The 25,276-nt window shown below is 69.8% G+C and carries 25 protein-coding genes; 18 read left to right on the top strand and 7 right to left on the bottom strand.

Annotated elements, in window-relative coordinates; genetic code table 11:
• Positions 1-136: 136 nt before the first annotated feature.
• The 5 genes from ribD (at position 137) to MOQ72_RS14175 (ending at position 4,231) form a co-directional block, all read left to right on the top strand.
• Positions 137-1,159 (top strand): bifunctional diaminohydroxyphosphoribosylaminopyrimidine deaminase/5-amino-6-(5-phosphoribosylamino)uracil reductase RibD, encoded by a 1,023-nt coding sequence (gene ribD / locus MOQ72_RS14195; RefSeq protein ID WP_242183892.1) that lies wholly within the window; start codon positions 137-139, stop codon positions 1,157-1,159.
• 52 nt (positions 1,160-1,211) lie between these two features.
• Entirely contained in the window at positions 1,212-1,859 is a 648-nt protein-coding gene (locus tag MOQ72_RS14190; protein WP_242183891.1) for a riboflavin synthase, read from the top strand.
• Positions 1,859-3,157: a bifunctional 3,4-dihydroxy-2-butanone-4-phosphate synthase/GTP cyclohydrolase II gene (locus MOQ72_RS14185; protein WP_242183890.1), complete on the top strand. Its 1,299-nt coding sequence runs from the start codon at positions 1,859-1,861 to the stop codon at positions 3,155-3,157. The genes MOQ72_RS14190 and MOQ72_RS14185 overlap by 1 nt, the downstream gene beginning before the upstream one ends.
• Before the next feature lie 136 nt (positions 3,158-3,293).
• Positions 3,294-3,791, top strand: coding sequence for a 6,7-dimethyl-8-ribityllumazine synthase (gene ribH, locus MOQ72_RS14180; protein ID WP_242183889.1), 498 nt, complete (start codon positions 3,294-3,296; stop codon positions 3,789-3,791).
• A 41-nt stretch (positions 3,792-3,832) separates the two neighbouring features.
• Positions 3,833-4,231, top strand: a complete 399-nt coding sequence (locus MOQ72_RS14175) for a PH domain-containing protein (protein WP_242183888.1) — start codon at positions 3,833-3,835, stop codon at positions 4,229-4,231.
• Positions 4,232-4,292: 61 nt separating this feature from the next.
• Here the strand turns inward: MOQ72_RS14175 and MOQ72_RS14170 are convergent, their stop codons facing one another.
• The 3 genes from MOQ72_RS14170 to MOQ72_RS14160 form a co-directional block, all read right to left on the bottom strand.
• Complete coding sequence (locus tag MOQ72_RS14170; protein WP_242183886.1) at positions 4,293-4,667, bottom strand: FKBP-type peptidyl-prolyl cis-trans isomerase; 375 nt, start codon at positions 4,665-4,667, stop codon at positions 4,293-4,295.
• A gap of 11 nt (positions 4,668-4,678) precedes the next feature.
• Entirely contained in the window at positions 4,679-6,073 is a 1,395-nt protein-coding gene (locus MOQ72_RS14165; protein WP_242183885.1) for an aminotransferase-like domain-containing protein, read from the bottom strand.
• A gap of 151 nt (positions 6,074-6,224) precedes the next feature.
• Positions 6,225-6,698: a winged helix-turn-helix transcriptional regulator gene (locus MOQ72_RS14160; RefSeq protein WP_242183883.1), complete on the bottom strand. Its 474-nt coding sequence runs from the start codon at positions 6,696-6,698 to the stop codon at positions 6,225-6,227.
• A 236-nt stretch (positions 6,699-6,934) separates the two neighbouring features.
• Between MOQ72_RS14160 and MOQ72_RS14155 the strand changes: the two genes are divergently transcribed.
• The 5 genes from MOQ72_RS14155 to MOQ72_RS14135 all read left to right on the top strand — a co-directional run bounded on the left by MOQ72_RS14155 (position 6,935) and on the right by MOQ72_RS14135 (position 11,789).
• Positions 6,935-7,816: an isocitrate lyase/PEP mutase family protein gene (locus MOQ72_RS14155; protein ID WP_242183881.1), complete on the top strand. Its 882-nt coding sequence runs from the start codon at positions 6,935-6,937 to the stop codon at positions 7,814-7,816.
• Positions 7,817-7,877: 61 nt separating this feature from the next.
• Entirely contained in the window at positions 7,878-9,218 is a 1,341-nt protein-coding gene (locus MOQ72_RS14150) for an amidohydrolase family protein (protein WP_242183879.1), read from the top strand.
• A 115-nt stretch (positions 9,219-9,333) separates the two neighbouring features.
• Positions 9,334-10,245, top strand: coding sequence for a branched-chain amino acid transaminase (locus MOQ72_RS14145; RefSeq protein WP_242183878.1), 912 nt, complete (start codon positions 9,334-9,336; stop codon positions 10,243-10,245).
• A 280-nt stretch (positions 10,246-10,525) separates the two neighbouring features.
• Positions 10,526-11,284: a nucleotidyltransferase domain-containing protein gene (locus MOQ72_RS14140; protein ID WP_242183906.1), complete on the top strand. Its 759-nt coding sequence runs from the start codon at positions 10,526-10,528 to the stop codon at positions 11,282-11,284.
• 88 nt (positions 11,285-11,372) lie between these two features.
• On the top strand, positions 11,373-11,789 hold the full coding sequence (locus MOQ72_RS14135; RefSeq protein WP_242183877.1) for a hypothetical protein: 417 nt from the start codon (positions 11,373-11,375) through the stop codon (positions 11,787-11,789).
• Positions 11,790-11,808: 19 nt separating this feature from the next.
• Here MOQ72_RS14135 and MOQ72_RS14130 read toward each other — a convergent pair whose 3' ends face one another.
• Both MOQ72_RS14130 and MOQ72_RS14125 read right to left on the bottom strand, forming a co-directional pair.
• The gene (locus tag MOQ72_RS14130; protein ID WP_242183876.1) at positions 11,809-12,963 is read right to left on the bottom strand and encodes an MFS transporter; all 1,155 of its coding nucleotides are present in this window, start codon (positions 12,961-12,963) and stop codon (positions 11,809-11,811) included.
• The gene (locus MOQ72_RS14125) at positions 12,956-13,711 is read right to left on the bottom strand and encodes a DeoR/GlpR family DNA-binding transcription regulator (protein WP_242183875.1); all 756 of its coding nucleotides are present in this window, start codon (positions 13,709-13,711) and stop codon (positions 12,956-12,958) included. The genes MOQ72_RS14130 and MOQ72_RS14125 overlap by 8 nt, the downstream gene beginning before the upstream one ends.
• A gap of 144 nt (positions 13,712-13,855) precedes the next feature.
• Between MOQ72_RS14125 and MOQ72_RS14120 the strand changes: the two genes are divergently transcribed.
• The 4 genes from MOQ72_RS14120 (at position 13,856) to MOQ72_RS14105 (ending at position 18,440) form a co-directional block, all read left to right on the top strand.
• Positions 13,856-14,878 carry a beta/alpha barrel domain-containing protein gene (locus tag MOQ72_RS14120; protein ID WP_242183874.1) on the top strand — a complete coding sequence of 341 codons (1,023 nt, stop codon included), beginning with the start codon at positions 13,856-13,858 and terminating at the stop codon, positions 14,876-14,878.
• A gap of 139 nt (positions 14,879-15,017) precedes the next feature.
• Complete coding sequence (locus MOQ72_RS14115; protein ID WP_242183873.1) at positions 15,018-15,773, top strand: hypothetical protein; 756 nt, start codon at positions 15,018-15,020, stop codon at positions 15,771-15,773.
• Positions 15,725-17,227 (top strand): hypothetical protein, encoded by a 1,503-nt coding sequence (locus MOQ72_RS14110; RefSeq protein WP_242183870.1) that lies wholly within the window; start codon positions 15,725-15,727, stop codon positions 17,225-17,227. The genes MOQ72_RS14115 and MOQ72_RS14110 overlap by 49 nt, the downstream gene beginning before the upstream one ends.
• A 133-nt stretch (positions 17,228-17,360) precedes the next feature.
• Positions 17,361-18,440: a glycoside hydrolase family 172 protein gene (locus MOQ72_RS14105; protein ID WP_242183868.1), complete on the top strand. Its 1,080-nt coding sequence runs from the start codon at positions 17,361-17,363 to the stop codon at positions 18,438-18,440.
• A gap of 77 nt (positions 18,441-18,517) precedes the next feature.
• Here MOQ72_RS14105 and MOQ72_RS14100 read toward each other — a convergent pair whose 3' ends face one another.
• Complete coding sequence (locus MOQ72_RS14100; RefSeq protein WP_242183858.1) at positions 18,518-19,456, bottom strand: MBL fold metallo-hydrolase; 939 nt, start codon at positions 19,454-19,456, stop codon at positions 18,518-18,520.
• Positions 19,457-19,797: 341 nt separating this feature from the next.
• Here MOQ72_RS14100 and uvrC point away from each other — a divergent pair, with 341 nt between their 5' ends.
• Genes uvrC through whiA form a run of 4 tightly spaced genes read left to right on the top strand, consistent with a single transcriptional unit; the run spans position 19,798 to position 24,617 of the window.
• Positions 19,798-21,804 carry an excinuclease ABC subunit UvrC gene (uvrC, locus tag MOQ72_RS14095; RefSeq protein WP_242183857.1) on the top strand — a complete coding sequence of 669 codons (2,007 nt, stop codon included), beginning with the start codon at positions 19,798-19,800 and terminating at the stop codon, positions 21,802-21,804.
• Positions 21,797-22,675: an RNase adapter RapZ gene (gene rapZ / locus MOQ72_RS14090; RefSeq protein ID WP_242183856.1), complete on the top strand. Its 879-nt coding sequence runs from the start codon at positions 21,797-21,799 to the stop codon at positions 22,673-22,675. Before uvrC ends, rapZ begins: the two co-directional genes overlap by 8 nt.
• A gap of 8 nt (positions 22,676-22,683) precedes the next feature.
• On the top strand, positions 22,684-23,640 hold the full coding sequence (locus tag MOQ72_RS14085; protein ID WP_242183905.1) for a gluconeogenesis factor YvcK family protein: 957 nt from the start codon (positions 22,684-22,686) through the stop codon (positions 23,638-23,640).
• Positions 23,631-24,617, top strand: coding sequence for a DNA-binding protein WhiA (whiA, locus tag MOQ72_RS14080; RefSeq protein WP_242183855.1), 987 nt, complete (start codon positions 23,631-23,633; stop codon positions 24,615-24,617). The genes MOQ72_RS14085 and whiA overlap by 10 nt, the downstream gene beginning before the upstream one ends.
• A gap of 101 nt (positions 24,618-24,718) precedes the next feature.
• On the opposite strand, the gene MOQ72_RS14075 is transcribed toward whiA, so the two are convergent.
• On the bottom strand, positions 24,719-25,138 hold the full coding sequence (locus MOQ72_RS14075) for a DUF6223 family protein (RefSeq protein ID WP_242183854.1): 420 nt from the start codon (positions 25,136-25,138) through the stop codon (positions 24,719-24,721).
• Positions 25,139-25,276: the final 138 nt, after the last annotated feature.

Here is a 25,276-nt window from a genome sequence, read left to right as displayed (position 1 = left end):
CCCCCCCCCCCGGGGGGGGGGGGGGGCGGGCCCCCCCCCCCCCCGGGGGGGCGGGGGGGGGGGGGGGCGGGCGGGGCGCGGGGCGGCCCCCCCCCCCCCCCCCCCCCCCCCCCCCCCCACGACCGGGAGGACACCGATGGCCGCTCATGCCGACGAGCAGGCGATGCGAACCGCGATCGCGGCGAGCGAGCAGGTGCGCGGCACGACAAGTCCGAACCCGCCGGTGGGTTGCGTGGTGCTCGACGCCGACGGCGCGGTCGTCAGCATCGGTGCGACGCAGCCGCCGGGCGGGCCGCATGCGGAAGTCGTCGCGCTCCGCGCGGCCGGGGACCGCGCCGCTGGTGGCACCGCCGTGGTCACGCTGGAGCCGTGCGCGCACACCGGGCGGACGCCGCCGTGCGCGGATGCGCTGCGCGCTGCCGGGGTCGCGCGCGTGGTGCACGCGGTCTCCGATCCCAACCCGCAGGCGGCCGGGGGAGCCGAGGTGCTGCGCGCCGCGGGCATCGATGTCCACAGTGGTCTGCTCGCCGACGAGGTGTCCGGCGGCCCGCTGCGGGCCTGGTTGCACTTCACCCGAACTGGCCGACCGCACGTGACCTGGAAGTACGCCGCCACTTTGGACGGCCGTTCGGCCGCCGCCGACGGCACCAGCAAGTGGATCAGTTCCGCGGAATCCCGCGCCGAGGTGCACCGCGTTCGGGCGCGGATGGACGCGATCATCGTGGGCACCGGCACCGTCCTCGCCGACGACCCGCACCTGACCGCCCGCGCCCCGGACGGTGCGCTGCTGCCCCGCCAGCCGCTGCGCGTCGTCGTCGGCGACCGCGAGATTCCCCGCACTGCCAAGGTCTTCGACGACGCGGCCGAAACCGTCCGGCTGCCCGGTGGCGATCCGACGGCGGTGCTCACCGCTCTCGCCGACCGCGGCATCGTCGACGTGCTGCTGGAAGGCGGCCCGCGGCTGGCCGGGGCGTTCGTCGCCGCTGGCCGCGTGGACCGGGTGCTGGCCTACCTCGCCCCGATGCTGCTCGGCGCCGGACCCGCGGCGCTCGGCGAAGCGGGAGTGGGAAGCATCTCGCAGGCATGGCGGTTGCGTGTTGAAGAGACGACGATGAGTGGCCCGGACATCCGAGTGAGCGCGGTTCCGCAGGACCGGTGATCGGGCGCGGTGCGGGCGACGGCGCCCGCCAAGCAGGCGAGGAGGCAGGCAGGTGTTCACCGGGATCGTCGAGGAGCTCGGCACCATCGATGCGGTCGAGCCGTTGGCCGATGGCAGTCGGCTGACCATTTCCGGTCCGGTGGTGACCGAGGACGCCGGGCACGGCGATTCGATCGCGGTCAACGGCGTCTGCCTGACCGTGGTGGCGGTCGGGGACGGGCGGTTCACGGTGGACGTGGTGGCCGAGACGTTGCGCCGCTCGTCGATGAAGGGCATCGCGATCGGCGACCGGGTCAACCTGGAACGCGCGATGGCGCTTGGCGATCGGCTCGGCGGGCACATCGTGCAGGGCCACGTCGACGGCACGGGCGTGCTGCGCGGCACCGAGGCCGACGGGCTCACCCGCTTCGAAATACCGCGTCGACTGTCCCGCTACCTGGTGGAGAAGGGTTCGATCACCGTCGACGGGGTGTCGCTGACCGTGGTCGAGGCGGGCGAGACCGGGTTCAGCGTCGCGCTGATCCCGACCACTAAGCAGCTGACCACGCTGGGCCTGCGCGAGCCGGGTGACGAAGTGAACATCGAGGTGGATGTGCTGGCCAAGCACCTGGAACGGCTCGCCGCCGCACAGCTGGACCACCAGGCCCATGGTGCGCAGACCCGTTCGGGGGACAATGGCGGCGTCAAGGAGGCGCGGTGATGAACCCCGAGGACAAGGTTGCGGTCACGGTGAGCACGAACGAGTTCGACAGCATCGAGCGCGCATTGGCCGACATCGCGGCTGGCCGCCCGGTGATCGTGGTGGACGACGAGGACCGCGAGAACGAAGGCGATCTGATCTTCGCCGCCGAGAAGGCGACACCGGAGCTGGTGGCCTTCATGGTGCGCTACACCTCGGGCTACCTGTGCGTGCCGCTCACCGGTGACGACTGCGATCGGCTCGACCTGCCGCCGATGTACCACTCGAACCAGGACCGCAGGGGTACCGCCTACACCGTCACCGTGGACGCCGCCGACGGCGTGACCACCGGCATCTCGGCCGCCGACCGCGCGCACACCATGCGGGTGCTCGCCAGTGCGGAGTCCACCGCCAAGGACCTCAACCGTCCCGGTCACGTGGTGCCGCTGCGCGCCCGTGACGGTGGTGTGCTGCGCCGTCCCGGCCACACCGAGGCCGCGGTGGACCTGGCGCGGCTGGCCGGGCTGCGCCCGGCGGGCGTGCTGTGCGAGATCGTCAGCCAGAAGTCCGAGGGCGACATGGCGCGCCGCGACGAGCTGGAGGTCTTCGCCGCCGAACACGACTTGGCGCTGATCACCATCGCCGACCTGATCGCCTACCGGCGCCGCTTCGAGAAGCAGGTGGTGCGGGTCGCCGAGGCCAGGATCCCCACTGCGCACGGCACCTTCCGCACCCTGGGCTACGACAGCACGATCGACGGCATCGAGCACCTGGCCATGGTCTACGGCGAGATCGGCGACGGCGAGGACATCCTGGTGCGGGTGCATTCCGAGTGCCTTACCGGTGACGTGCTGGGCTCGCTGCGCTGCGACTGCGGCCCGCAGCTGGATGCCGCGATGGCCAAGGTCGCCGAGGCCGGTCGCGGTGTGGTGCTCTACATGCGCGGGCACGAGGGACGCGGCATCGGACTGATGCACAAGCTGCAGGCGTACCAGTTGCAGGACAACGGCGCGGACACCGTGGACGCCAACGTCGCGCTGGGCATGCCGGTCGACAGCCGGGACTACGGCCAGGGCGCGCAGATCCTGTGCGACCTGGGTGTGAAGTCGATGCGGCTGCTCACCAACAACCCGGCCAAGCGGGTCGGCCTGGAGGGCTACGGGCTGCGGATCGTCGACCGCGTGCCGCTGCCGATCCGGCCGAACCCGGAGAACATCCGCTACTTGCGCACCAAGCGCGACCGGATGGGGCACGTGCTGGACAATCTGGACGACGGCGAGGACTCCTCGATCAACGGTGGGGCGGGAGTGACGGCATGAGAAGTCCTGTGTCAACCTCAGTTCTCCTCAACCGCACCTCAGGGGACCGTGACGCAAGCCAGCCACAGGAAACCGCGCAACGGGAGATTGGGCTGGACGCGACCACCACTGCAAATCGCGGAGAGGCGGAAGAGTCATGAGTGGCGAGGGCCGACCGCGGATAAGCGTGCCGAAGGCAGGAGACCTGCGGTTGGGCATCGCGGCGATCCGCTGGCACGAGCGCCTCGTCGAGCAGATGCTCGTCCGAGCGCTGGCGGCGGCGAAGGAAGCGGGCATCCCCGAGCCGACCGTGGTGCGGGTGCCCGGTTCGATCGAACTTCCGGTGGTGTGCCAGCAGTTGGCGCACCAGCACGATGCGGTGGTCGCGCTCGGCGCGGTGATCCGCGGCGGCACCCCGCACTTCGAGTACGTCTGCGACTCGGTCACCCAGGGGCTGACCCGGGTGGCGCTGGACGAATCAACGGCTGTCGGCAACGGCGTGCTGACCTGCGAAACCATGCAGCAGGCGGAGGAGCGGGCCGGGTTCGACGACTCGGTGGAGGACAAGGGGTTCGAGGCCACCGCGGCGGCCCTGGAGACCGCGCTGGTGCTGCGGGAGCTGCGGGGCTGGGACAGCGAGCGGGGGTTCCTGTGAGCGCGGATCGGGTGGAGGTTCGGCCGCGGAAGCTGCGTCGAGTGGCGATCCCGATCGCGGTCGTGCTGGTGCTGGTGTTCGGTCTGATCGGCCTGCTGCTGCGCAACACCCCGACCGGCGTGGTCTTCTCGGTGTCCGACCAGGTGGCGATGGTGCTGCTGGGCGTGCTGCTCGCGGGCGGCGTGCTGCTGCTGGCCAGGCCGCGGCTGCGGGCGGACGCCGACGGCGTGGAGGTCCGCAACATCATCGGCACCCAGCGCTACTCCTGGCCGCTGGTGCGGGCGTTCAGCTTCCCGGACGGTGCGCCGTGGGCCCGCCTGGAGCTGCCGGAGGACGAGTACGTGCCGATCATGGCGATCCAGGCGGCCGACGGCGAGCAGGCCGTCCTCGCGATGCGCCAACTCCGCGAACTCCGCCGCCAAACCGACACCGCGAACTGACCAGCATCTCAACGCTTGCGGCCCGTGACTGGGATTCAGTCGCGAGCCGCAAGCGGTGTTTTCAGCGGGTGGCCACCAGGTCGCAGACGAAGATCAGCGTCTCGCCGGGCTTGATGACGTCGCCCGCGCCGTGGTCGCCGTAGGCGAGGTGCGGCGGGATGGTGAGCCGCCGACGGCCGCCCACCTTCATGCCCTGCAGGCCCCGGTCCCAGCCCGCGATGACCTGGCCCGCGCCGAGCTGCACCCGCAGCGGCTGGCCGCGGTTCCAGCTGGCGTCGAACTCCGCGCCGGTGCTGTGCGAAACGCCGACGTAGTGGACGTCCACCACGGTGCCCGCGGTGGCCTCCGGGCCGTCGCCGATCTGGATGTCCTGGATCTCCAGGTCCGCAGGGGGATTCCCGGTCGGCGGATCTACTTCAGGCTTGCCGATGCCCATGTTCCAGCTCCTCAAATCCGTGGTCCGGGGTCGTCGCCATTGTGGTCGGTCACCGCCGACGCGGCGCGGTGGCCCTTGGATCGGAACGTGCGGGCCAGGGCGGCGACGGCCTGGTCGAGCAGTTCCGGGCTCAGCGCGAAGCTCAGGCGCAGGTGGTCGCGGTAGCGGCGGTCGGCGGAGAACAGCGAGCCGGGAGCGACCGCGACACCGTTGCCGCGCGCCAGTTCGGCGAAGCGGTCGGTGTCGGTGCCGGGCAACCGCACCCACAGCGACAGGCCGCCGAGCGGTCGGTCCCATGTCCACTGTGGAATGTCGCGGTGCAGGGCGGCGGACAGGTGGTCGCGGCGCTGCGCCAGTTCGGTTCGCCAGCTCGCGAAGTCGTTGTGCCGCAGCAGTTCCGCCGCGAGCCGTTGGCTGACCGCGCTGGTCGCCAGGTCGCTGGTCTGCTTGAGCTCGGTCAGCTGGGCCAACAGCGGCTCCGGTGCGGCGAGCCAGCCGACCCGGAGGCCGCCCCACAGCACTTTGGACAGCGAGTGGACCTCGATGGTGCCGTGCGGGTGCGTCGCGGCGAACCGACCGGGCCGGGCGCCTTCGTACACCAGCTCGGCGAGCGTGCGGTCTTCGACGATGCGCAGGTCGGCGTGCCGCGCGGTTTCGGCGAGTTCGCCGACGCGATCGTCGTCGGCCACTGCCCCGTCCGGATTGCGCACCGCCTGGACGTAGCCGAACGCGGGCCGGTAGCGGGAGATCGCGTCGCGAAGCGCATCCGGCCGCATGCCACGGTGATCGGTGGCCACGGCGACGGCTCGCGCCCCACAGCCCTGGATCGCCGCGAGCGCGCCGGGGTAGGTGGGTTTTTCGACGAGCACCGCATCGCCCGGCCGGGCCAAGCACCGGGTCGCGAGGTCGATGCCCTGCTGCGCACCGCCGGTGATCAGCACCTCGTCGCCGAGCAGTTCCCGCAGGCCCGGCTCGCCCACCAAGTCGTAGCCGTGCTGGCTCGGCGTGCGTAGCAGGTCCGCCGGATCGAGCTTGGGCACCCGCAGGTGCGACGGGTCGGGCACCACCGATGTGGACAGATCCGCGAACACCGCGCCGGGCCGCAGCAGTCGGCCCATCGCGGATTCGGGTCCGGCCCCGGCGGCCAGGTAGGTGCCGCTGCCGTGCCGACGCTCGCAGACCCCGTCCTCGAACAGCGCGTTGAACGCGGCGGCGACTGCGCCTCGGCTGCAGTCCAGCACCCTGGCGAGATCCCGTTCGGAGGGCAGTCGGGTGCCGGGGCTGAGCGCGCCGGTGCGCGCGAGGTCGGTCAGCGCCGCCGCCAGTCGGCGGCTCAGCGGCCCGTGCCCGTGGCGGAGCCGGTCGCGGATCAGCGCGGCGAATTGGTCCACGTCACCACTCGGCATGCGCTCATTCTGCTTGGCGGCTGCGCTGGTCGGTTTGCGCAGGTGGTCGCCTGGCGCAACCGCGGTCCTCCCGAGACGATCCGCGCGGTCGTCTGAGCGCTACTCCTTCGCTGACGCTGGAGATGCCCCCAGGTCGCGGGGAGCAATCGGCTCAGGACGCTCGATCCACCACCGCATCATCTGTTCGCCGGGCCGTCAGACGTGATGGTGGCACCTGGCTGCCGTCCTCGGTCACGAAGGCCAGTTGCGCGACCAGCCCCGAGTCCTCCGACGCGAATCGCGGTGACGTGCCAGCGGAGCGTGGCCGGTAGGTGCGTCCCCACGTCGCCAGAGCCGCGATGACCACGCTGAGGCTGCGCCCGGCCTCGGTCAGCACGTACTCCTCACGAGCCCGCACCCCCGGCTCCTGGTAGGTCCGTCGCTCCATCAACCCCTCGTCCACCAGCAGCGCCAGCCGCTTGGCCAAGATGTTCGGCGCAATCCCCAGCGCCGCTCGGAATTCCTGGAACCGGGTCGAGTTCGCCAGCATCGCCTCGCGGATGATCAGCAGGATCCAGCTGTCGCCGAGCACGTCGAGGCTCCGCGCGATGGAGCAGTTCGAGTCCTTGCCGAGCGCCCTGGTCATATGACGATTCTAGGCGATGAGTTGCAAGCAGCAATCCAGCTTGCTAGATTGCTCGAAACAACTCAGCCAGCGGTGCGAGCCTCGTCATCGAGCTGATGTCGGGAGTGCTGGCCGGAGCCAACGCATCCAGCATCTTCCGCATCGTCGTACTCATCGGTGGTCCTCGTGGCTCCGCGCCGCGCTGTCGAACTCGACACCACGCCGGTGCGAGAGCCCCGGATCAAGGAGTCTGAACCATGTCCTCGAACCCGTCGCAGCGGCGCGTGGCGTTCGCCGAACTAGTCCGGGCGTCCGAGCCGCTAGTCCTCCCAGGCGCCTATGACGCCCTCAGCGCCCGACTCGTCGAACGCGCGGGTTTCCGCGCGACCTATCTGGGCAGCTTCGCCGCCGCGGCCAGTGCATTCGGTGCGCCGGACGTCGGACTGATCACCCTCACCGAGATGGCGGAGGCATCGCGTCGCATCGTCGAGGCGACCGAGCTCCCCGTGCTGGCCGACGGTGAGAACGGCTTCTACGAGCCCGCGAACATCTGGCGCACCGTGCAGGCGTTCGAGTCGGCAGGTGTGGTGGGGATCCACATCGAAGACAACCTCGGTGGCAAGCACACCTCGCAACCCGCCGGGCTGATGTCCACCGATCGGATGAACAACCGCATCCGCGCCGCGCTGGATGCCCGAACCGATCCGAACTTCATGATCATCGCCCGATCCGATGCCGCCTGGGTTTACGGCGACGTTGACGAGACCGTCAGCCGGCTGCGGAGCTACGTCGCGGCCGGGGCCGACATGGTGTTCGTCCCTGCGCTTTCGGCGGCCGAGCTCAGGCGGGTCCGCTCTCGCATAGAGGCACCCGTGATGGTGACGGCCGACCTCTTCGACGCGCCGGATGGTGATCGTCCGGGCAGCACGCTCGCCGAATACGCCGACGCCGGGGCCGATGTCCTGACGTTGTGGTACAGCCTCATCGGCGCGGCAGCCCGGAGCGTCACCGCGACGCTGGACGCCCTCAAGGCGGGTTCTGAGATCGCTGATCTCGGCGACCTGATCCTGGACCAGCGCACCTTCGAGTCCTTCATGGATTACGCCGAATACGAGGGTCGCGCTGCCCGCTACCAGTGACCCGCTCGCCCACCGGCGATCCAGACGTTTCACACAGCCACGCGGAGAGGCAGCAGCGTCCATGAGCAACAACCCAACCGGCAGCACAACTGCCTTCACCGGGGCTCGCGTCATCGTCGGCGACGGGAGCACTGTGATCGACAACGCCGCGATCACCGTCCGGGACGGAATCATCACGAGCATCACCCGGACGCCAGGCGGCGCAGCAGAGCAAGTGCAAGGAGGCGGGAGCAGCCCTCAAACCGTGATCTCGTTCGAGGGCAAGACGATCATGCCCGCGATCGTCAACCCGCACGGGCACATCGGCTACATGCGAGGGACGGTATGCGACCCGCGCTGCTATTCCCGGCGCAATGTCATCGACCATCTACGGCGTTTCGTCTACCACGGCACCAGCACCTTCCAATCGTTGGGCACCGACTGGAACCGCATCGAGGTCGGTGTCCGCGATGATCAGCGCTCCGGGGTCCTCGACGACCCGAACCTGGCGACCCTGTTCACCGCGGGTTCGGGCCTCGTTGCGGCTCCGGAACCAGGACTGGCCAGTGGCGCACCGTTCTTCGCCGTCGACGCCGTGCACCAGGTGGCTGATCCGGCCGATGCCCGAGCCTTCGTCCGCAGCCTTGCGGTGCAACAGGTCGATGTCGTCAAGTTCTGGATCGATGATCGGGGTGGCACCGCGACCAAGCTGTCGCCGGAGACCTGTCGGGCGATCGTGGACGAGGCACATCACCACGGGCTGCGGGCAGCGGCTCACATCTACACCGTCGATGACGCCAAGATCGCACTGCGCGCCGGTGCCGACATCTTGGCGCACATGCCGCGTAGTCCGGAGCCCGACCCGGAGCTCATCGAACAGCTCGTTGATCGTGATATCGCCGTCTTCACCTCGATGAGCGTTCAAGGCCCGGCACGTACTGACTGGCTCGACGATCCGCTGTTGCACGAAACACTTCCACTGGCGGCCATCGAGGATCTTCGCGCACGTCTGACCGCGCGAGCTCCCGAGCCGTTGTTCGACACCGGCGAGACTTATCGCCGCTTGCAGCAGAACTTCGCCACCCTGCACCAGGCTGGCGTCCGGCTCGTCTTCTCACCGGATACCGGCGTGTTCGCCCAGCTCCCCGGCATCGCCGAACATCGAGAGCTCGAAGCGCTGGTCGACGCGGGCCTGTCGCCCCTGAGCGCTGTCGAGTTCGCCACTCGCCGGTCCGCGCAGCTGCTCGGGCTCACCGACCGAGGGGCCATCGACGTCGGTCGGCGCGCCGATCTGCTGGTGCTCGACGCCGACCCGCGTGATGACATCACGAACACCCGCAGCATCGCCGCAGTGATCATCGAGGGACGCGTCGTGGATCGCGATCAGCTACGACAGCAGCTGCAAGCCGACAGCGACGACTGACCCCGTCTCGCTCCCATCCTGCACAAGTGGACGCTCTTTCCGCCTGTAAACTGTCACTTGATCATAGAATGGCTTATTTCAAATCGCGAGATATGCCACTTGTCAGGAGGCGGCGATGGCCCTGCCCGAAGCGGACTACATCTGGATGAACGGCGCCCTGGTTCCGTGGCGCGAGGCCAAGGTCCACGTGCTCAGCCACGGGTTGCACTACGGCACCGGTGTGTTCGAGGGCGTCCGCGCGTACTCCACAGCGGATGGACCGGCGCTGTTCCGGCTCGACGAGCACCTGGACCGGCTGTTCCGCAGCGCCAAGATGCTGCGCATGACGCTGCCGTACCGCAAGGACGAACTGCGCACCGCGACCCTCGACCTGGTGCGCGCGAACGGACACCGGTCCTGCTACGTGCGATGCCTGGCCAACCTCGGCTACGGCGTGATGGGCGTCGACCCGTCCGGCGCCCCGGTGGACATGTCGATCGGGAGCTGGGAGTGGGGCACCTACCTCGGCGACACCGAGCACGGCGTGCGGCTGATGACGAGTTCCTGGCGGCGCAACGATGCGACCGTGGTGCCGACCGCGGCCAAGGCCACCGGCCCGTACCTGAACTCGGCGCTGGCCAAGATCGAGGCGCGCGATGCCGGATTCGACGAGGCGGTGCTGTTGAGCACCGACGGCTACGTCAGCGAATGCTCGGGGGAGAACATCTTCGTCCTGCGCGACGACGTGCTCTGCACGCCGCCGTCGAGCGCCGGTGCGCTGGAAGGCATCACCCAGGACACGGTCACCGAGCTGGCCGCCGACCTGGGGATCACCGTGCGGCGGGAGAACCTGCTGCGCTCGGACCTCTACGCGGCGGACGAGGTGTTCCTGTGCGGCACCGCGGCGGAGGTCACCGCCGTGAGCTCGATCGACAACCGCGAGATCGGCGCGCCCGGCCCGGTGACCAGCAAGATCCGGGACGCGTTCAGCGCCGCCGTGACGGGCGCCGACGAGCGCTACCGGCACTGGCTGACGCTCGTCACCTGACCCGGCAACGCGCGGGGATCGGGCACCCCCGACGCCGAGGCCCGGACGGGGGCACCATCCGCGGTTTCCCGTTGGGGAGGCGCCGATTTCGCGAGAAATCGCCCGCAGCGCCGAGCCCCGCGCGGCCGTGTCGGAGGCGGGCTCCTACGCTGCGGGCACTGGTGTTTCGCGGTGGCGTCGGGCCTGGTTGTCAGCCCCGGTATGCATCCTGGTGCAACGGGCGTCGCACGTCGGTAGAGCTTCGGCAGTCCGCACGCGTTGCTGGAGGAGTTTGATCACTGTGCTCGAAGAAGCCGAATTCGAAACCCACGTCGCGGACCGGCTTGCCGGGCTGCCGGGTGTGCAGGCGGTCAGCCTCGGCGGCTCACGGGCCCAGGGGACGCACCGCACCGACAGCGACTGGGACTTCGCGATCTACTACCGCGGTAGGTTCGACCCGCAGGACCTGCGCGACGTCGGTTGGCCCGGCGAGGTCTCCGAGTTGGGCGGTTGGGGCGGCGGCGTGTTCAACGGCGGGGCGTGGCTGCGGATCGATGGCCGCCACGTGGACGTGCACTACCGCGACCTGGACTCGGTGGAGCACGAACTCGCCGAAGCCCGCGCGGGTCGGTTCGAGTGGCAGCCGCTGATGTTCCACCTCGCCGGTATCCCGAGCTACCTGGTCGTCGCCGAACTGGCCATCAACCGGGTGCTGCACGGTGAGCTGCCCTGCCCGGAATACCCGGACGCCCTGCGCAAAGCCGCGCCACCGGTCTGGTGGGGCCAGTCGTCGCTGGGGCTGGCCTACGCGCGGGCCAACCACGCGCCCTACGGGCGGCTCACGGAGACGGCTGGCGCGATCGCGCAGGCGGCTTGCCAGGCGGCGCACGCGGTCCTCGCGGCCCGCGGCGAATGGGTCACCAACGAGAAACGCCTGCTGACTCGCGCGGGCTTGCGGGACGTGGACCGCGTCATCGCCGGACTGACCGCGGAGTCGCTGATCGCGGCGGTCGACGAGGCGCACGCCCTCTGCGACGCCGCGGTGTCGGAAGCCGAGTGAGAGCTCGTCCTGGATAGCTGGTCGACAGCCTTGACCCAGATCTTGAAACGTTGTTTTATAACACTGTTTCGACCTTGGAGGGGCTGTCATGCAGGTGTTGCCGTTGAGTGCGTCGAGCCAGTACATCGCGGGTGTGGTGCTGTTGACCATCGTCACGATCGAGTTCGGCGGTTGGTTCCTCACCAAAATCGTGCGTGGCCAGGTGCCGATGACCGAGTTCCAGCGGAACTTCGCCCGCGCCGGGCACGCGCACGCGGGCGTGCTCGTCACGCTCGGTCTGGTGTGCCTGGTGCTGGCGGATGCGACGCAGCTGACCGGTGCGTTCGGCTGGATCGCACGACTCGGCGTGCCGCTGGCGGCGGTGCTGATGTCGGCCGGCTTCTTCCTGTCCTCGACCGGACGCGAGGTGCACCAGCCGAACAGGCTGATCGTGCTGCTGTGGCTGGGCGCGCTGTCGCTGGCCGCGGGAGTCGTCACGCTCGGCATCGGCCTGCTGGTCGCCTGAACGACACCGGCCGGGCATTTCAACGGGGGTGGACCGCGCGGGCTGAGGCGGCGACCAGCAGGGCCAGGACGGCTGGCAGCGCGAGGCCGATCGCCAGATCGGTCCAGTGGGCGAGCAGGCCGATCACCACTGGACCGGCGAGCAGGCCGCCGTAGCCGAGCGTGCTCACCTGGGCCAGGTTTCGGCCGCTGCGGCTCGGATCCTGGTTCCCCGCCGCGTTGAAGACCTGCGGGATGATGTTCGACAGGCCGATGCCGAACAGGGCGAATCCGATGATCGCCGCCACCGGGTGGTGCAGCAGCAATCCGACACCCAGCCCCAGGCCCGCGATCGCGCCGCAGGTCCGCACCAGCACGACCGGCCCGAGCCGGGCGACCAGGAAGTCCCCGAGGAATCGGAAAACGGCCATCGTGGCGGAGAACACCGCATACCCGGTCGCCGCCAGCGCCGGGCTGGTCCGCAGCACGTCGTGCAGGTACAGCGGCGACCAGTCCGCCATCGACCCTTCGCCCACCGAGCAGAAGAACGCCAGCACGCCCAGGAACACGATTCCCGGCGAAATCCCGCGCTGGCGCACCGAACCGCCGCTCGGTGTCACCTCAGCGGGCAGCAGCGCGGGCCGCGCGATCATCGACACCACGCCGAGCGCAGCCGCGACGAGCGCGAAATGCGCGCCCGTGGCGATCGAGGCTTGTGCCGCGAGTGCGCCGCACCCGGCGCCGAGCAGGCCGCCGACGCTGAACATCGCGTGGAAGGTGCTCACGATCGGACGGCCGTAGCGTCGCTGCACCTGCATCGCGTGGGCATTCATGGTCACGTCGACGGTCCCGTGCCCGGCACCGAACAGCAGCAGGCCGATCACCAGCAGCGGAAAGCTGTTGGCGAAGCCGGGTAACAGCAGGCTCGCCGACATCGCGATTCCAGCCGGGCCCAGCACCCGAGCGCTGCCGAGGCGGTCCGACAGGTGCCCGACGACCTGCATCGCCAGCACCGAACCGGCGGCGACGGCGAACAACGCCAACGTGACCTGCATGTCGTCCAGGCCCAGGTCTTGCTTGATCGCCGGGATGCGCGCGGTCCAAGTGCCCAGCGCCGCGCCGGTGATCACGAAGTACCCGGTCACGGCCCAGCGGGCCTGCCGAGCGGCACCGGCGACTACGGCGGTCTCAGACAACTCGAACCTCCACGCCCGCTGCCGTCAGTTCCGCACATGCCTCCGCCGGTGCCGTCTGCTCGGTGACGACCACGTCGAGATCGGTGATCGGGCAGACGAAACCCAGGCCGGTGCGGGTGAACTTGGCTCCGTGGCAGACCGCTATGACGCGCTGGGCGTTGGCGACCGCAGCCTGTTTGACCGGTACTTCGTCGAGATCGTGCGCCGTCAAGCCGTCCTTCGTGGACAGTCCGCAGACGCCGAGCACGGCGGTGTCCACCCGCAGGGCGCGCAGCGAGTTCTCGGCGAGGTGGCCGACGAACGACAGCTCGCCCGGTGTCGTCCGCCCACCGGGTAGCAGCAAGTTGATCTCCGGCGCGCTGCTCAGCGCGTTCGCCGAGTGCAGGTCGAGCGGGATCGCGGTGATCCGGCGGTGGGCCAGCAGCCGGGCCACCGCCAGCGTCGTGGTGCCACCGTCGATGATCACGGACTCGTCGTCGTTGATCATCGACGCGACAGCCATCGCCAGGCGTTGCTTGACCGCCGTCTCGTCGCGCTCGCGCACCGCGAACGGGATCGATTGCCCGCGCAGGAAGCTCACCGCGCCCCCGCGCACGCGCCGCAGCACCCCCTGCTCAGCGAGCTGGTCGAGGTCGCGTCGGATGGTCATCTCCGACGACCGGGTTGCCTCGGCCAACTCGGCGACGGTCACCCGCTCCGCCTGCCGGAGGCGTTCGATGATCGCCAGGGCCCGCTCCGAACTCTCCACGAGTTCTATCGCACACTATCCATGTTCGAAATGCAATCCGGCGAACGGATCGCCTGTGCGAACCCGGCGCGGTGCACTGCGCTGCGTGAGGGACAATGGGGACGGCGACGGCGTTCGCGTGCCGACGCCGGGTAGGAGGAGATCGTGAGCGTGGCCCAGGAGCGCAACCTTCGGTTGGTGCGAGACGTCCCGTCCGAGCTCGGTGTCCGGCTCGGCGACATCAGATTGCGCAACCGCCTGGTGACTTCGTCCAGCCTGCTCGGCTACGGGGTCGCCAACGCCAAGCTGGTGCCCTACGGCATGAGTCCGATCTCGCAGTTCGTCCCGCTGTCCCGGTTCGGTGCGGTCACCACCCGCACGGTGACCGTCGAACCCCGCGAAGGGAACTTCACCACCCGCGACGTGTGGCCGCTGCACGAACTGCCCGCGCTGCTCAAGCGCTACGGGCAGGCGCTGCGGCAGGTCGACGGCGGCTGGCTCAACGCCTTCGGCTGGTGCAACGTCGGCATCGACGCCTACCTGCGCGACTACTACCCGCGCACCCGCGAGCAGAACACGATCATCTCCGTCGGCGGCTTCTCCGCCGCGGAGTTCGTCACACTGGTCGACAAGGTCAACGCCGCGGTCGCGGTCGGCGAGATCGCCGCGATCGAGTTCAACGTCTCCTGCCACAACGTCAACTTCGACTTCAACCAGATCATCGAATCGGTGCTGGCCGAGGCGGTGCCGCGCAGCAACCACCCGGTGATCCTGAAGCTGTCGCCGGACTACGACTACCTCGGGCACGCGCGTCTTGCCGCCCGCCACGGGGTGTCGGCGTTGACCGCGATCAACACCGTCAAGGGGCTGCGGCTGGACCCGAACACCGGGCAGCCGCTGCTGAAGAACGGTTTCGGCGGGCTTTCCGGCCGCGCGATCAAGCCGATCGGCCTGCGGGTGGTCAAGGAACTGCGCGACGCCGGGGTGAAGCTGCCGATCATCGCCACGGGCGGCATCCGCACCTTCGACGACTGCCGCGAGTACTTCTGGGCCGGTGCCGACGCGGTCAGCCTCGGCAGCGCCAGCTGGTTCGCCAGCTACCCCGGCTACGCCCTCTCGCCGTTCTACGGCGCCCGCATCCGAAACCTGCTGCGCCGCATCGAGAACTACGAACCCCCGGCCCGCTGACGAACCACCCGCGCCGCCTGCGCGAATCGGGTGATTGGTCGGCGTTCCCGCTTGCCGATTCGGGAGAACCAGGCCACGGATCTCCGTTCGTCCAATACGTTGACCCAATGATCATCGGGGTCTCGGCCGGGGCGGCGCAGTGACCGGGGAACAGCCGCAGCGCCGCTGGTGGCAACGGCTGCTCAGCGGTCCGGCGTTCGTCATCACGGCGCTCGTCGCGGCCTTGGCGGGCGTGGTCGCGCCGCTGGTGTGGAACGCCGCGCGGGACGTTTCCCGGCCACCCGTGCTGGTCTGGGCGAGTTCGGACGGCGGCCGGGTCGGCGACCTCAACTTCGCCTCGCCCCAAGTGCTGCCAGCGCAGCGGTTGGCCGACATCGCGACGCCGTACGAGTTCTTCGAGGAAGCCGGGCGCGGCACGAAGGTCGGGGTGCAGGGCAGCACCGTGACGATCGAAGGCGCTCGATCCCGCGACATCGTGATCACCAACATGCGGGCGCGGGTGGTCAGCCGCGAACCCAACATCACCGGCACGCTGTTCTGCGCCGGTCAGCAGGGCGACCTGCCAGCGGATCTGATCGGTTTCGACCTCGATGAGCTCCGGCCGACAGCTCGGGTGCTCGACGGCGACCGGCTCGGGGAACCCTTCTTCGCCGCCAAGGCCAAGCAACTCGCCGACGGCGAAACCGCGGTGTTCCAAGTCGAATCGCGCGCCACCCAGGGCCACTACCGGTGGGTGCTGGAGATCGACATGGTCATCGACGGCGAACGCCAGACCTACGACGTGCAACCGCCGAGCGGTCCGTTCGAGATCACCGGCCTCGGGTCGCAGTACGGTGCGGTGTTCAGGTGGGACGGCCGCGGTTGGGCGCCCGGTCCGTCCAGGAGTTCGTGCTGATGCCCGGCAACCGCTACGGCAGGCGGGCGTTGGCCGTCGGCGGGTTGGCGGCGCTCGGCTTGGCGGTCGGCATCTGGTGGAGCTGGTCGCCGGTGGAGGTCAACTCGCCGCAGGAGATGACCGAGTTGCTGCCAGCGGATTGGCAGGCGCCGTTTCGGGCCCGCTACGAGGGGCCGGTGCAGCGCAATTCGATTTTGGCGGCGATGGAGACCTGCGGGCCGGTTCCGGTGGTCGAGAAGTTCCGAACCCGCGAACCCGCAGCCTTCATGATCTACGACCTCGACAACCGGGCCACGGTGCAGGTCGCGGCCGTTCGGCTGGCGCCGGAGGATCGGGCATCGGTCCAGGACGCCCTGCGCACCAGCACCCACTGCCAACGACCGGCATCGTCGGAGCGCAACGCAGCCGTGCAGTGGACCAAGGTCGCCCGTCCCTGGTTCGGCGAGGCGTCCGCGCTTTTCCGCGTCTCCGACACGAACTTGGCTGCGGACAGCGCGGGAAACAGCGTGGTGACCGCCGGTTCGGTGTGGTCGTTCACGATGTCCGAGCAGTGGTTGGTGGCCATCGGCGGCTACCGGACCTCGGTGGAGACCGTGGCATCGGTCTACCCGCAGTTGCTCGGGGAATGGGATCGCGAGGTCGGCACGCATTTCCTGGCGCCGGGCGAGTCCCGGAGCGATTGCGGATCCCCCGGCCTCGACGACCTGCCGACGGGGGCCCTGCGCGAATCGGAGCGCACGATGCTGGCCAGCGCGCACGATCTGGCCTGCCAAGGTCAGGTCGACGTGCTGCGGTCGCTGCCGTCGGTTCCGCTGGTCGTCGACAACGGCTTCGCCACCGAAGTCGACATCGGTGATCCTGCCGAGTTCGCGCGGCTGATGGAGACGCGCGCCGTGTACCGCAACGGCGCGATCAGCTTCCGGCAGGGCGACTCGGCACTGGTGTTCTCGACGCTGCGTCCTGGTGAGCTGCAAAGGCCCGCTTGGGACGCCTACGTGCAGCGGTGCTCCACCGCGACGGCACTGGCGGCGCAGATGTGCGGGCCCGATCCCTACGGTCCGCTCGGCAGCGCCGACTGGTCGGCCGTGCTGGCCGACACCGGTTGCGAACCGGACTCGGACCTCGGCCCGATCCGGCAGGCGTTGTTCCAGGACGTGACCGGCGATGGCCAGGAGGACGCGATCCTCGCATTGCTCTGCGACGCGGGGCGCGGTGAAGTTCGGATCTACGACGGCGCATCGCCGCCGGAGTCCCCGGAGCTGGTCCAGTCGCTGCTGGGGGACGATCTCGGTCCGATGGGCACCGGGCTCTCGCCGGTGGCGCTCACGACCGACGGCGGCGGTCTCACCGTCGAGTCGGAGTTCGCCTCGCCCGACGCGCTGGTGATCGACCGATTCCGATGGCAGGACGGCAGTTTCGCGCCGGTGGCGCGGGAGGTCCAGTACCCGCGGTGACGGGCCGCGGCGCAGGGCCGATTCCGTTTGCTGGACGGAACTTCCGCGCCCGTCGGACAGCGAAGTCGCATCGGAGGTGGTTGCGTGCGTGGTAGAAGTGATCCGGAGCACAACTACTACTGGGGAGGAAGTCTTGTCCGGATACGGATCTTTCGGCAGCAGTCTGCGGGATCTGCCCCGGCTTCGGCGCAGTCGGCGCGGCCGGGTGTCCAGTTGGGACCACACTGGCGGAAACACCGACAACATGCGCATCGAGCCGGGCGAAACCAGGGAACTGGCCAACATCCCCGGACCTGGCGTGATCACCCACATCTGGTGCACCGTCGCGGTCGACCACCTCGGTCAGCGGGCCGAGGTCGAGGGCGACTACCTCCGGCGGCTGGTGCTGAAGATCACCTGGGACGACTCGCCACAACCGGCCGTGCTGGTGCCGCTGGGGGATTTCTTCGGCATGGGCCACGGTCGCAGCGCCAACTTCGTGTCCGCGCCACTGCAGATGAGCCCGCAGGACGGCAAGGGCTTCAACTGCTGGTTCGCGATGCCCTTCGCCGGACGCGCCCGGTTCGAGCTGATCAGCGAGATGAGCACCAAGCCGGTGACCTTCTACTACTACATCGACTACGAGACCTACGCCGACGTGGACCCGGAACTGGGCTATTTCCACGCGCAGTGGCGTCGGCAGAACCCCACCGACGGCGTCGAGCAGGGCGAGCAGACCAACGACGAATTCCTCTTCGGCGGCACCAACACCGACGGCGCGGGCAACTACGTGCTGCTGGAAGCCGAGGGGCGGGGGCACTACGTCGGCACCGTCCTCAACGTGCACAACCTGCGCCAAACCACCGACTGGAACTGGTACGGCGAGGGCGACGACATGTTCTTCATCGACGGCGAACCCTGGCCACCGCGGCTGCACGGCACCGGCACCGAGGACTACTTCAACACGGCGTGGTGCCCGACCCAGCCGTACCAGGCGCCATACCACGGGTTGACCATGCCGGGCGGACCGAACTGGAGCGGGCAGGTGTCGTACTACCGGTTCCACGTGGAGGATCCGGTGGTCTTCGAACGGTCCATCAAGGTCACCATCGAGCACGGGCACGCGAACAAGCGCTCCGACGACGTGTCCTCAGTGGCCTACTGGTACCAAACCCTCCCAGCCCTACCGGTCACCCTCGCCCCAGTCGACCAACGCCTCCCCCGCCCGCTGTGATCCTGATCGGGTGATGAGTGAGGGGCACCCTTTACCAACTTACTTGGTAAAGGGTGCCCCTCACCCCGAAAAACCGTTCAGACGGCGCAGTTGAGGGGGCCGCCGTTGTAGGTGATCGCGTCGGTGAAGGCTGCGAGGAGGTCGAGTTCCGTGTCGTCCGCGTCGGCGTAGGCGCGGTGCAGGTTCAGGACGATTCGTTCGCGGTCCGGCCAGGCCGCGAACTCGCCGAGGTCGCAGCGCTGGGCCGCCTCCAGCGGGGTGAGGCCGTCGGTTCGGGCTTGGCGTGCGGTGTCGAGTACGAAGCGGTAGTAGCGGGCGTGGTCTTCGAGCACTCGCGGGAACGCCGAGCCCGGCAGCAGCGAGCCGTGACCGGGCACCACCGTCGCGGCGGCGAAGCCGGCAAGCCAGTCCAGCGACTTCAGCGCACCCTCCACCGAGCCCATGAACACCAGCGGCGTGACGCCGTGGAAGATCAGGTCACCGGTGAACAGCACCTCGGCGTCGGGGACCCACACCACCACGTCGCCCGGCGTGTGCGCGGCGTGGCCGGGGTGGTGCAGTTCGATCCGGCGGTCACCGTTGTGCAGGGTGAGCGAATCCTGCAGTACCACCGTCGGCGCGCGGTGTTCGCTGATGCCCCACTCCGGCGACGGCTGCCACACCGGCGGCAAGTTCGTGAGCAACGTGTCGGCCAGGATCCCCGCACGGGTCTCGGAATGTCCGATGAGGACAGTCGAGTCCGGCAGCAGGGCGTTGCCATGGGTGTGGTCACCGTGCAGGTGGGTGTTCACCGCGAACCGGATCGGCGCGTCCCCGCCAGCGTCGCGCACCGCGTCCAGGAACCGGTGGGTGCGCTGCGCGGTGGCGCAGGTGTCGACGAGCACGATGCCGTCGTCGCCGAGCACCGCGCCCGCGTTGTTGATCCACCACGAGCCGTCGGGCTGAACCCACGCGTGTACTCCGGGACCGACCTCGGACAACGTCGCGCGGTCGGGATGGGCGTTCTCGATGTGCACGGCTGACCTCCCAGCACAGGCGCGAAGCATGATCACAGGCGTTGCAGCAAGTGTGCCTTGCCGAGCCGCCCCGTGGTGCACGGCCGCACCTGGGGTCTGTTTTTGTAAGCGGCGGTAGCCGCTTGTGGTGTGGGACTCAGCTTGCACCGCCGCGGGTTCACGGTGCCCACCCCTGTGGGGTTCTCCCCGCGAGGACAGCCCCGACGTGGTGTATCGGCATGATGTCGGGGATCCCGGAGCCGAGAAAGCCTCTGAGGTTCCGCCACCCGCACCGCCACGCAAATCACTTTCAAGACAGCCTCTAGATCCGCGTGGTCGGGCCCCGGACGTAGGGTGGGGACGTGGCCGATCCGTCCACCTACCGACCAGCGCCTGGCACGATCCCGGACGCCCCCGGCGTCTACCGGTTCCACGACGCCAGCGGCCGAGTGATCTACGTCGGCAAGGCGAAAAGCCTGCGCAGCAGGCTGTCGTCGTACTTCGCCGACCTCGCCGGGCTGCACCCGCGCACCCGGCAGATGGTCACCACGGCCACCGGCGTGCAGTGGACCGTCGTCGGCACCGAAGTCGAGGCTCTGCAGCTGGAGTACTCCTGGATCAAGGAGTACGACCCGAGGTTCAACGTCCGCTACCGCGACGACAAGTCGTACCCGGTGCTGGCGGTGACGCTGCACGAGGAGTTCCCGCGACTGCACGTCTACCGGGGCCCGCGCCGCAAGGGCGTGCGCTACTTCGGGCCGTACGCGCACGCGTGGGCGATCCGCGAGACGTTGGACCTGCTGCTGCGGGTGTTCCCGGCGCGCACCTGCTCCGGCGGGGTGTTCAAGCGGCACTCGCAGATCGGCCGCCCCTGCCTGCTCGGCTACATCGGCAAGTGCTCCGCGCCGTGCGTCGGCCGGGTCAGCGCCGACGAGCACCGGTCGATCGTCGAGGACTTCTGCGACTTCCTGGCCGGGCACACCGATCAGCTGATGCGCAAGCTGGACAAGGAGATGCAGTCGGCCTCCGCCGAGCTGGAGTTCGAGCGCGCCGCCCGGCTGCGCGACGACCTCGAGGCCCTCCGACGCGCGATGGAGAAGCAGGCCGTGGTGCTCGGCGACGGCACTGACGCCGACGTGGTCGCCTTCGCCGAGGACGAGCTCGCCGCGGCCGTGCAGGTTTTCCACATCCGCGGCGGCCGGGTGCGCGGCCAGCGCGGCTGGGTCATCGACAAGGTGGAGGAAACTGACACCGCCACGCTGACCGCCCAATTCCTCACCCAGTTCTACGGCGAGCAGGCAGCGCTGGCCGAGCAGGCCGACGCGGGTGGCAGCCCGGTGCCGCGCGAAGTCCTGGTGCCGCAGCCGCCCGCCGACGCCGACGCGATCGCCGGGTGGCTCAGCGAGCTGCGCGGCAGCCGGGTGAGCCTCCGGGTGCCGCAGCGCGGCGACAAGCGCGCGCTGATGGAAACCGTCGAGCGCAACGCCAAGGAAGCCTTCCAGCAGTACAAGCTGCGCCGCGCCGGTGATCTCACCGCGCGTTCGGCCGCGTTGCAGGAGTTGCAGGAAGGGCTGGGCCTGGACACCGCGCCGCTGCGGATCGAGTGCGTCGACGTCAGCCACGTGCAGGGCAGCGACGTGGTGGCGTCGCTGGTGGTGTTCGAGGACGGCGTGCCGCGCAAGTCCGAGTACCGCCGCTTCGAGGTCCGGGAGGGCGCCGCGGGCGGCGACGTCGGGTCGATCGACGAGGTGGTGCGCCGCCGCTTCCACCGCTACCTCAGCGAGACCGGCAAGACCGGAGCGGATCAGATCGGCGCGGCCATCGACCCGGACACCGGCCGCCCGCGCAAGTTCGCCTACCCGCCGAACCTGCTGGTCATCGACGGCGGAGCGCCGCAGGCCAACGCCGCGGCCGATGCGCTCACCGAACTCGGCATCACCGACGTCGCGGTGATCGGGCTGGCCAAGCGGCTGGAGGAGGTGTGGTTGCCCGCCGACCCGGACCCGGTGATCCTGCCGCGCACCAGCGAAGCGCTCTACCTGCTGCAACGGGTCCGCGACGAGGCGCACCGCTTCGCTATCAGCTACCACCGCAAGAAGCGCTCCAAGCGCATGACAAGCTCCACATTGGACACGATTCCGGGATTGGGCGAAACTCGCCGCGCGGCGCTGCTCAAGCACTTCGGCTCGGTGCGCAAACTGCGCGAGGCCGGGGTGGACGAGATCGCCGCGGTCCCGGGAATCGGCCGCCACACCGCCGAGACCGTGCACTCGGCGTTGGCGGCCGACGGGGGAGCCGGGCGACGCCCGGTGCCGGACGACCGGGCCGAGCCCGGCGCCGACAACGCTGAAGGGGAGAGCAGTGACTGACGAGCAGTCGGGCATCGAGGTCGCCGTGGTCAGCGGCCTGTCCGGGGCGGGACGCAGCACCGCGGCCAAATGCCTGGAGGACCTGGGCTGGTTCGTGGTGGACAATCTGCCACCGGAACTGATCGCCACCATGGTGGAGCTGGGGGCGCGCTCCAGCGGCGCGGTCACCCGCGTCGCCGTGGTGATGGACGTGCGCAGCCGGGCGTTCACCGAAGACCTGGGAGCGGTCATCAAGGACCTGGACGCCCGCGGCTACAAGCCGAAGGTGCTGTTCCTGGAGGCCACCGACGAGGTGTTGATCCGCCGCTTCGAACAGGTGCGGCGCAGCCACCCGTTGCAGGGCGAGGGCCGACTGGCCGACGGGATCGCCGCGGAGCGCTCGTTGCTGTCCAAGCTGCGTTCCGAGGCCGACCTGATCCTGGACACCACCAGCCTGTCGGTGCACCAGTTGCGGTCCAAGATCGAGGACGCCTTCGGCACCGAAGCCAGCACCCGGACCCGGCTCACCGTGCTGTCCTTCGGCTACAAGTACGGTCTGCCGATGGACGCCGATCTGGTGATGGACTGCCGGTTCCTGCCCAACCCGTTCTGGATCCCGGAGCTGCGCGAGTTCAACGGCCTCGACGACGAGGTCCGCAACTACGTGCTCGGCCAGGAGGGCGCCGAGGAGTTCCTGCAGAGCTACCAGCAGCTGCTGCGGCTGGTCGGGGCGGGCTACCACCGCGAGGGCAAGCGCTACCTGACGTTGGCGCTGGGCTGCACGGGCGGAAAGCACCGCAGCGTGGCGCTGGCCGAGGAGCTGGCCCGTCGGCTGGCCGAGGACGACGGGCTGATGGTCAAGACGGTGCATCGGGACCTGGGGCGCGAGTGACGACGCCGCTGCGCGCGGTCGCGCTCGGGGGCGGACACGGACTGCAGGCGACGCTGTCGGCGCTGCGCCGGATCACCGCTGACGTGACCGCGGTGGTGACGGTGGCCGACGACGGCGGATCATCCGGTCGGCTGCGCCGCGAGCTGGGCATGCTGCCGCCGGGCGACCTGCGCAAGGCGCTCGCCGCGCTGGCCGACTCGGATTCCGACGGGCAGCTGTGGTCGAGGGTGTTCGAGCACCGCTTCGGCGGCAGCGGAGCGCTCGCCGGGCACGCCGTCGGCAACCTCGTGCTCGCCGGGTTGCTCGACGTGCTGGGCGATCCGGTCGAGGTGCTCGACCAGGCATGTCGGCTGCTCGGCGTGCGGGGCCGGGTGCTGCCGATGTCGACGGTGCCGCTGGACATGTCCGCGGACGTCGTCGGGCTGGATTCCGACCCCGACGCCGTTCGCACGATCCGGGGACAGGTGGCCATCGCCAGTACGCCCGGAAGGGTGAAACAAGTTCGTTTGCACGCGAACGGTGCGGACCAACCGGCGGCCTGTCCGCAGGCAGTTCAGGCGGTGTTGGACGCCGATCTGGTGCTGCTCGGACCCGGCTCGTGGTTCACCAGCGTGCTGCCGCACCTGCTGGTACCGCAGCTGCACGAGGCGCTGGTGAGCACCACCGCACGGCGGTTCGTGGTGCTCAACCTCGTCCCACAACCGGGCGAGACGGCGGGTTTCTCACCCGAACAGCATCTCGACGTACTCTCGCAGCACGCACCCCGGCTGCGAGTCGACGCGGTGTTGGCCGACGCGGATTCGGTGCCCACCCCGGACCGGCTCCGCGCTGCGGCCGCCGGGCTGGGTGCGCAGACTCTGCTGGACAAGATCGCCGCGCCCGCGGTGCCGGGACGGCACGACTCGCGGGCGCTCGCGGCTAGCCTGCGGGCTGCACTGGAGAGGAGGACGGACCTGTGGCGATGACCCCGGCGGTCAAGGACGAGTTGAGTCGGTTGTCGGTGACCAAGACCTGCTGCCGACGGGCTGAGGTCTCCTCGTTGCTGCGCTTCGCTGGCGGGCTGCACATCGTTGCGGGCCGGGTGGTGATCGAGGCCGAGTTGGACAGCGGCTCCACGGCGCGTCGGCTGCGCAAGGAGATCCACGAGCTGTTCGGGCACCACTCCGACGTGCACGTGATCACCTCCGGCGGACTGCGCAAGGGCACCAGGTACGTGGTGCGGGTGGTCAAGGACGGCGAGGGCCTGGCCCGGCAGACGGGGTTGCTCGACCCGCGCGGCCGTCCGGTGCGCGGCCTGCCCGCGCACGTCGTCTCCGGCGGGGCGTGCGATTCGGAGGCCGCTTGGCGCGGCGCGTTCCTGGCGCACGGCTCGCTGACCGAACCCGGTCGGTCGTCGTCGATGGAGGTCACCTGCCCAGGACCGGAGGCGGCGTTGGCCCTGGTGGGGGCCGCACGGCGGATCGGCGTGGCGGCCAAGTCGCGCGAGGTGCGCGGCGCGGACCGGGTGGTGGTCCGCGACGGCGACGCGATCGGCGCGCTGCTGACCCGGCTCGGTGCGCACTCCAGCGTGCTGGCCTGGGAGGAGCGCCGGATGCGCCGCGAGGTGCGGGCGACCGCGAACCGGCTGGCCAACTTCGACGACGCCAACCTGCGGCGCTCGGCGCGCGCCGCGGTCGCTGCTGCGGCTCGGGTGGAGCGGGCGTTGGAGTTGTTGGGGCCGACGGCTCCTGACCACCTGACGATGGCGGGTCGGCTGCGGCTGGCGCACCGGCAGGCGTCGCTGGAAGAGCTCGGTCAGCTGGCGGACCCGCCGATGACCAAGGACGCGGTGGCCGGTCGGATCCGGCGGCTGCTGGCGATGGCCGACAAGCGCGCCCGCGAACTCGGCGTCCCGGACACCGAATCCGCGGTCACGGCGGAAATGCTCGAAGCCGACGCCTGACAATCACCCAAGGAGAGTTGCACCGCAGTTTGCCTATTCTCCGCGGATTCGTCTGGTGCGCCGTTGGCATGCAGCGAAGTAGCGGCGCTGCGGTGCGCCGGTCAGGCGGTGCGGCGGGAGCGGGCCCGAGTCAGCCCGCCGACGACCATGGCGATCACCCCTAGCACCAGGGCCACGTAGCCACCGGCTATTCCGTTGCCGGTGCCGAGACCACCGTCGGAGGTGGCCAACACCAGCCCGCCGTTGACCACGGCGATCAGCCCCGCCACCAGAGCCGCGATGGCTCCCCGTCCCCCGGTGCCGTTGCCGATACGGCCGGCGGATCGAGCCCGAGCCAGCCCGCCGATGACCATGCCAACCAGCGCCAGTAGCGCGGCCGAGGTGGCCCAGATTCGGTCGGGGGTCCAGCCGTAAACGGTGGCGTCCGGCTGGGCCAAAACGTCCGCGGCTGCTGGCGTGGCAAACTCGAAAACTCCGAGCGGGGCGGCTGCGGCAGCGGCAAGCAGGTGACGGACGGACATGAGGTACTCCTTCTCCTTCTAGGACTGGATGTCGCCTGATCATGTCCGCCGGACCCACCGCCGGTCGTCCTGCTGACGCGGACACTTCGCGCTGCCACAGGTGACGCATTCGGCTACCGCGGGTGGCGCAGGAGCCGC

This window comes from Saccharopolyspora soli (genome assembly GCF_022678645.1).
GTDB classification, from domain to species: Bacteria; Actinomycetota; Actinomycetes; order Mycobacteriales; family Pseudonocardiaceae; genus Saccharopolyspora; species Saccharopolyspora soli.
This window is presented reverse-complemented; position numbering and strand designations above follow the sequence as displayed.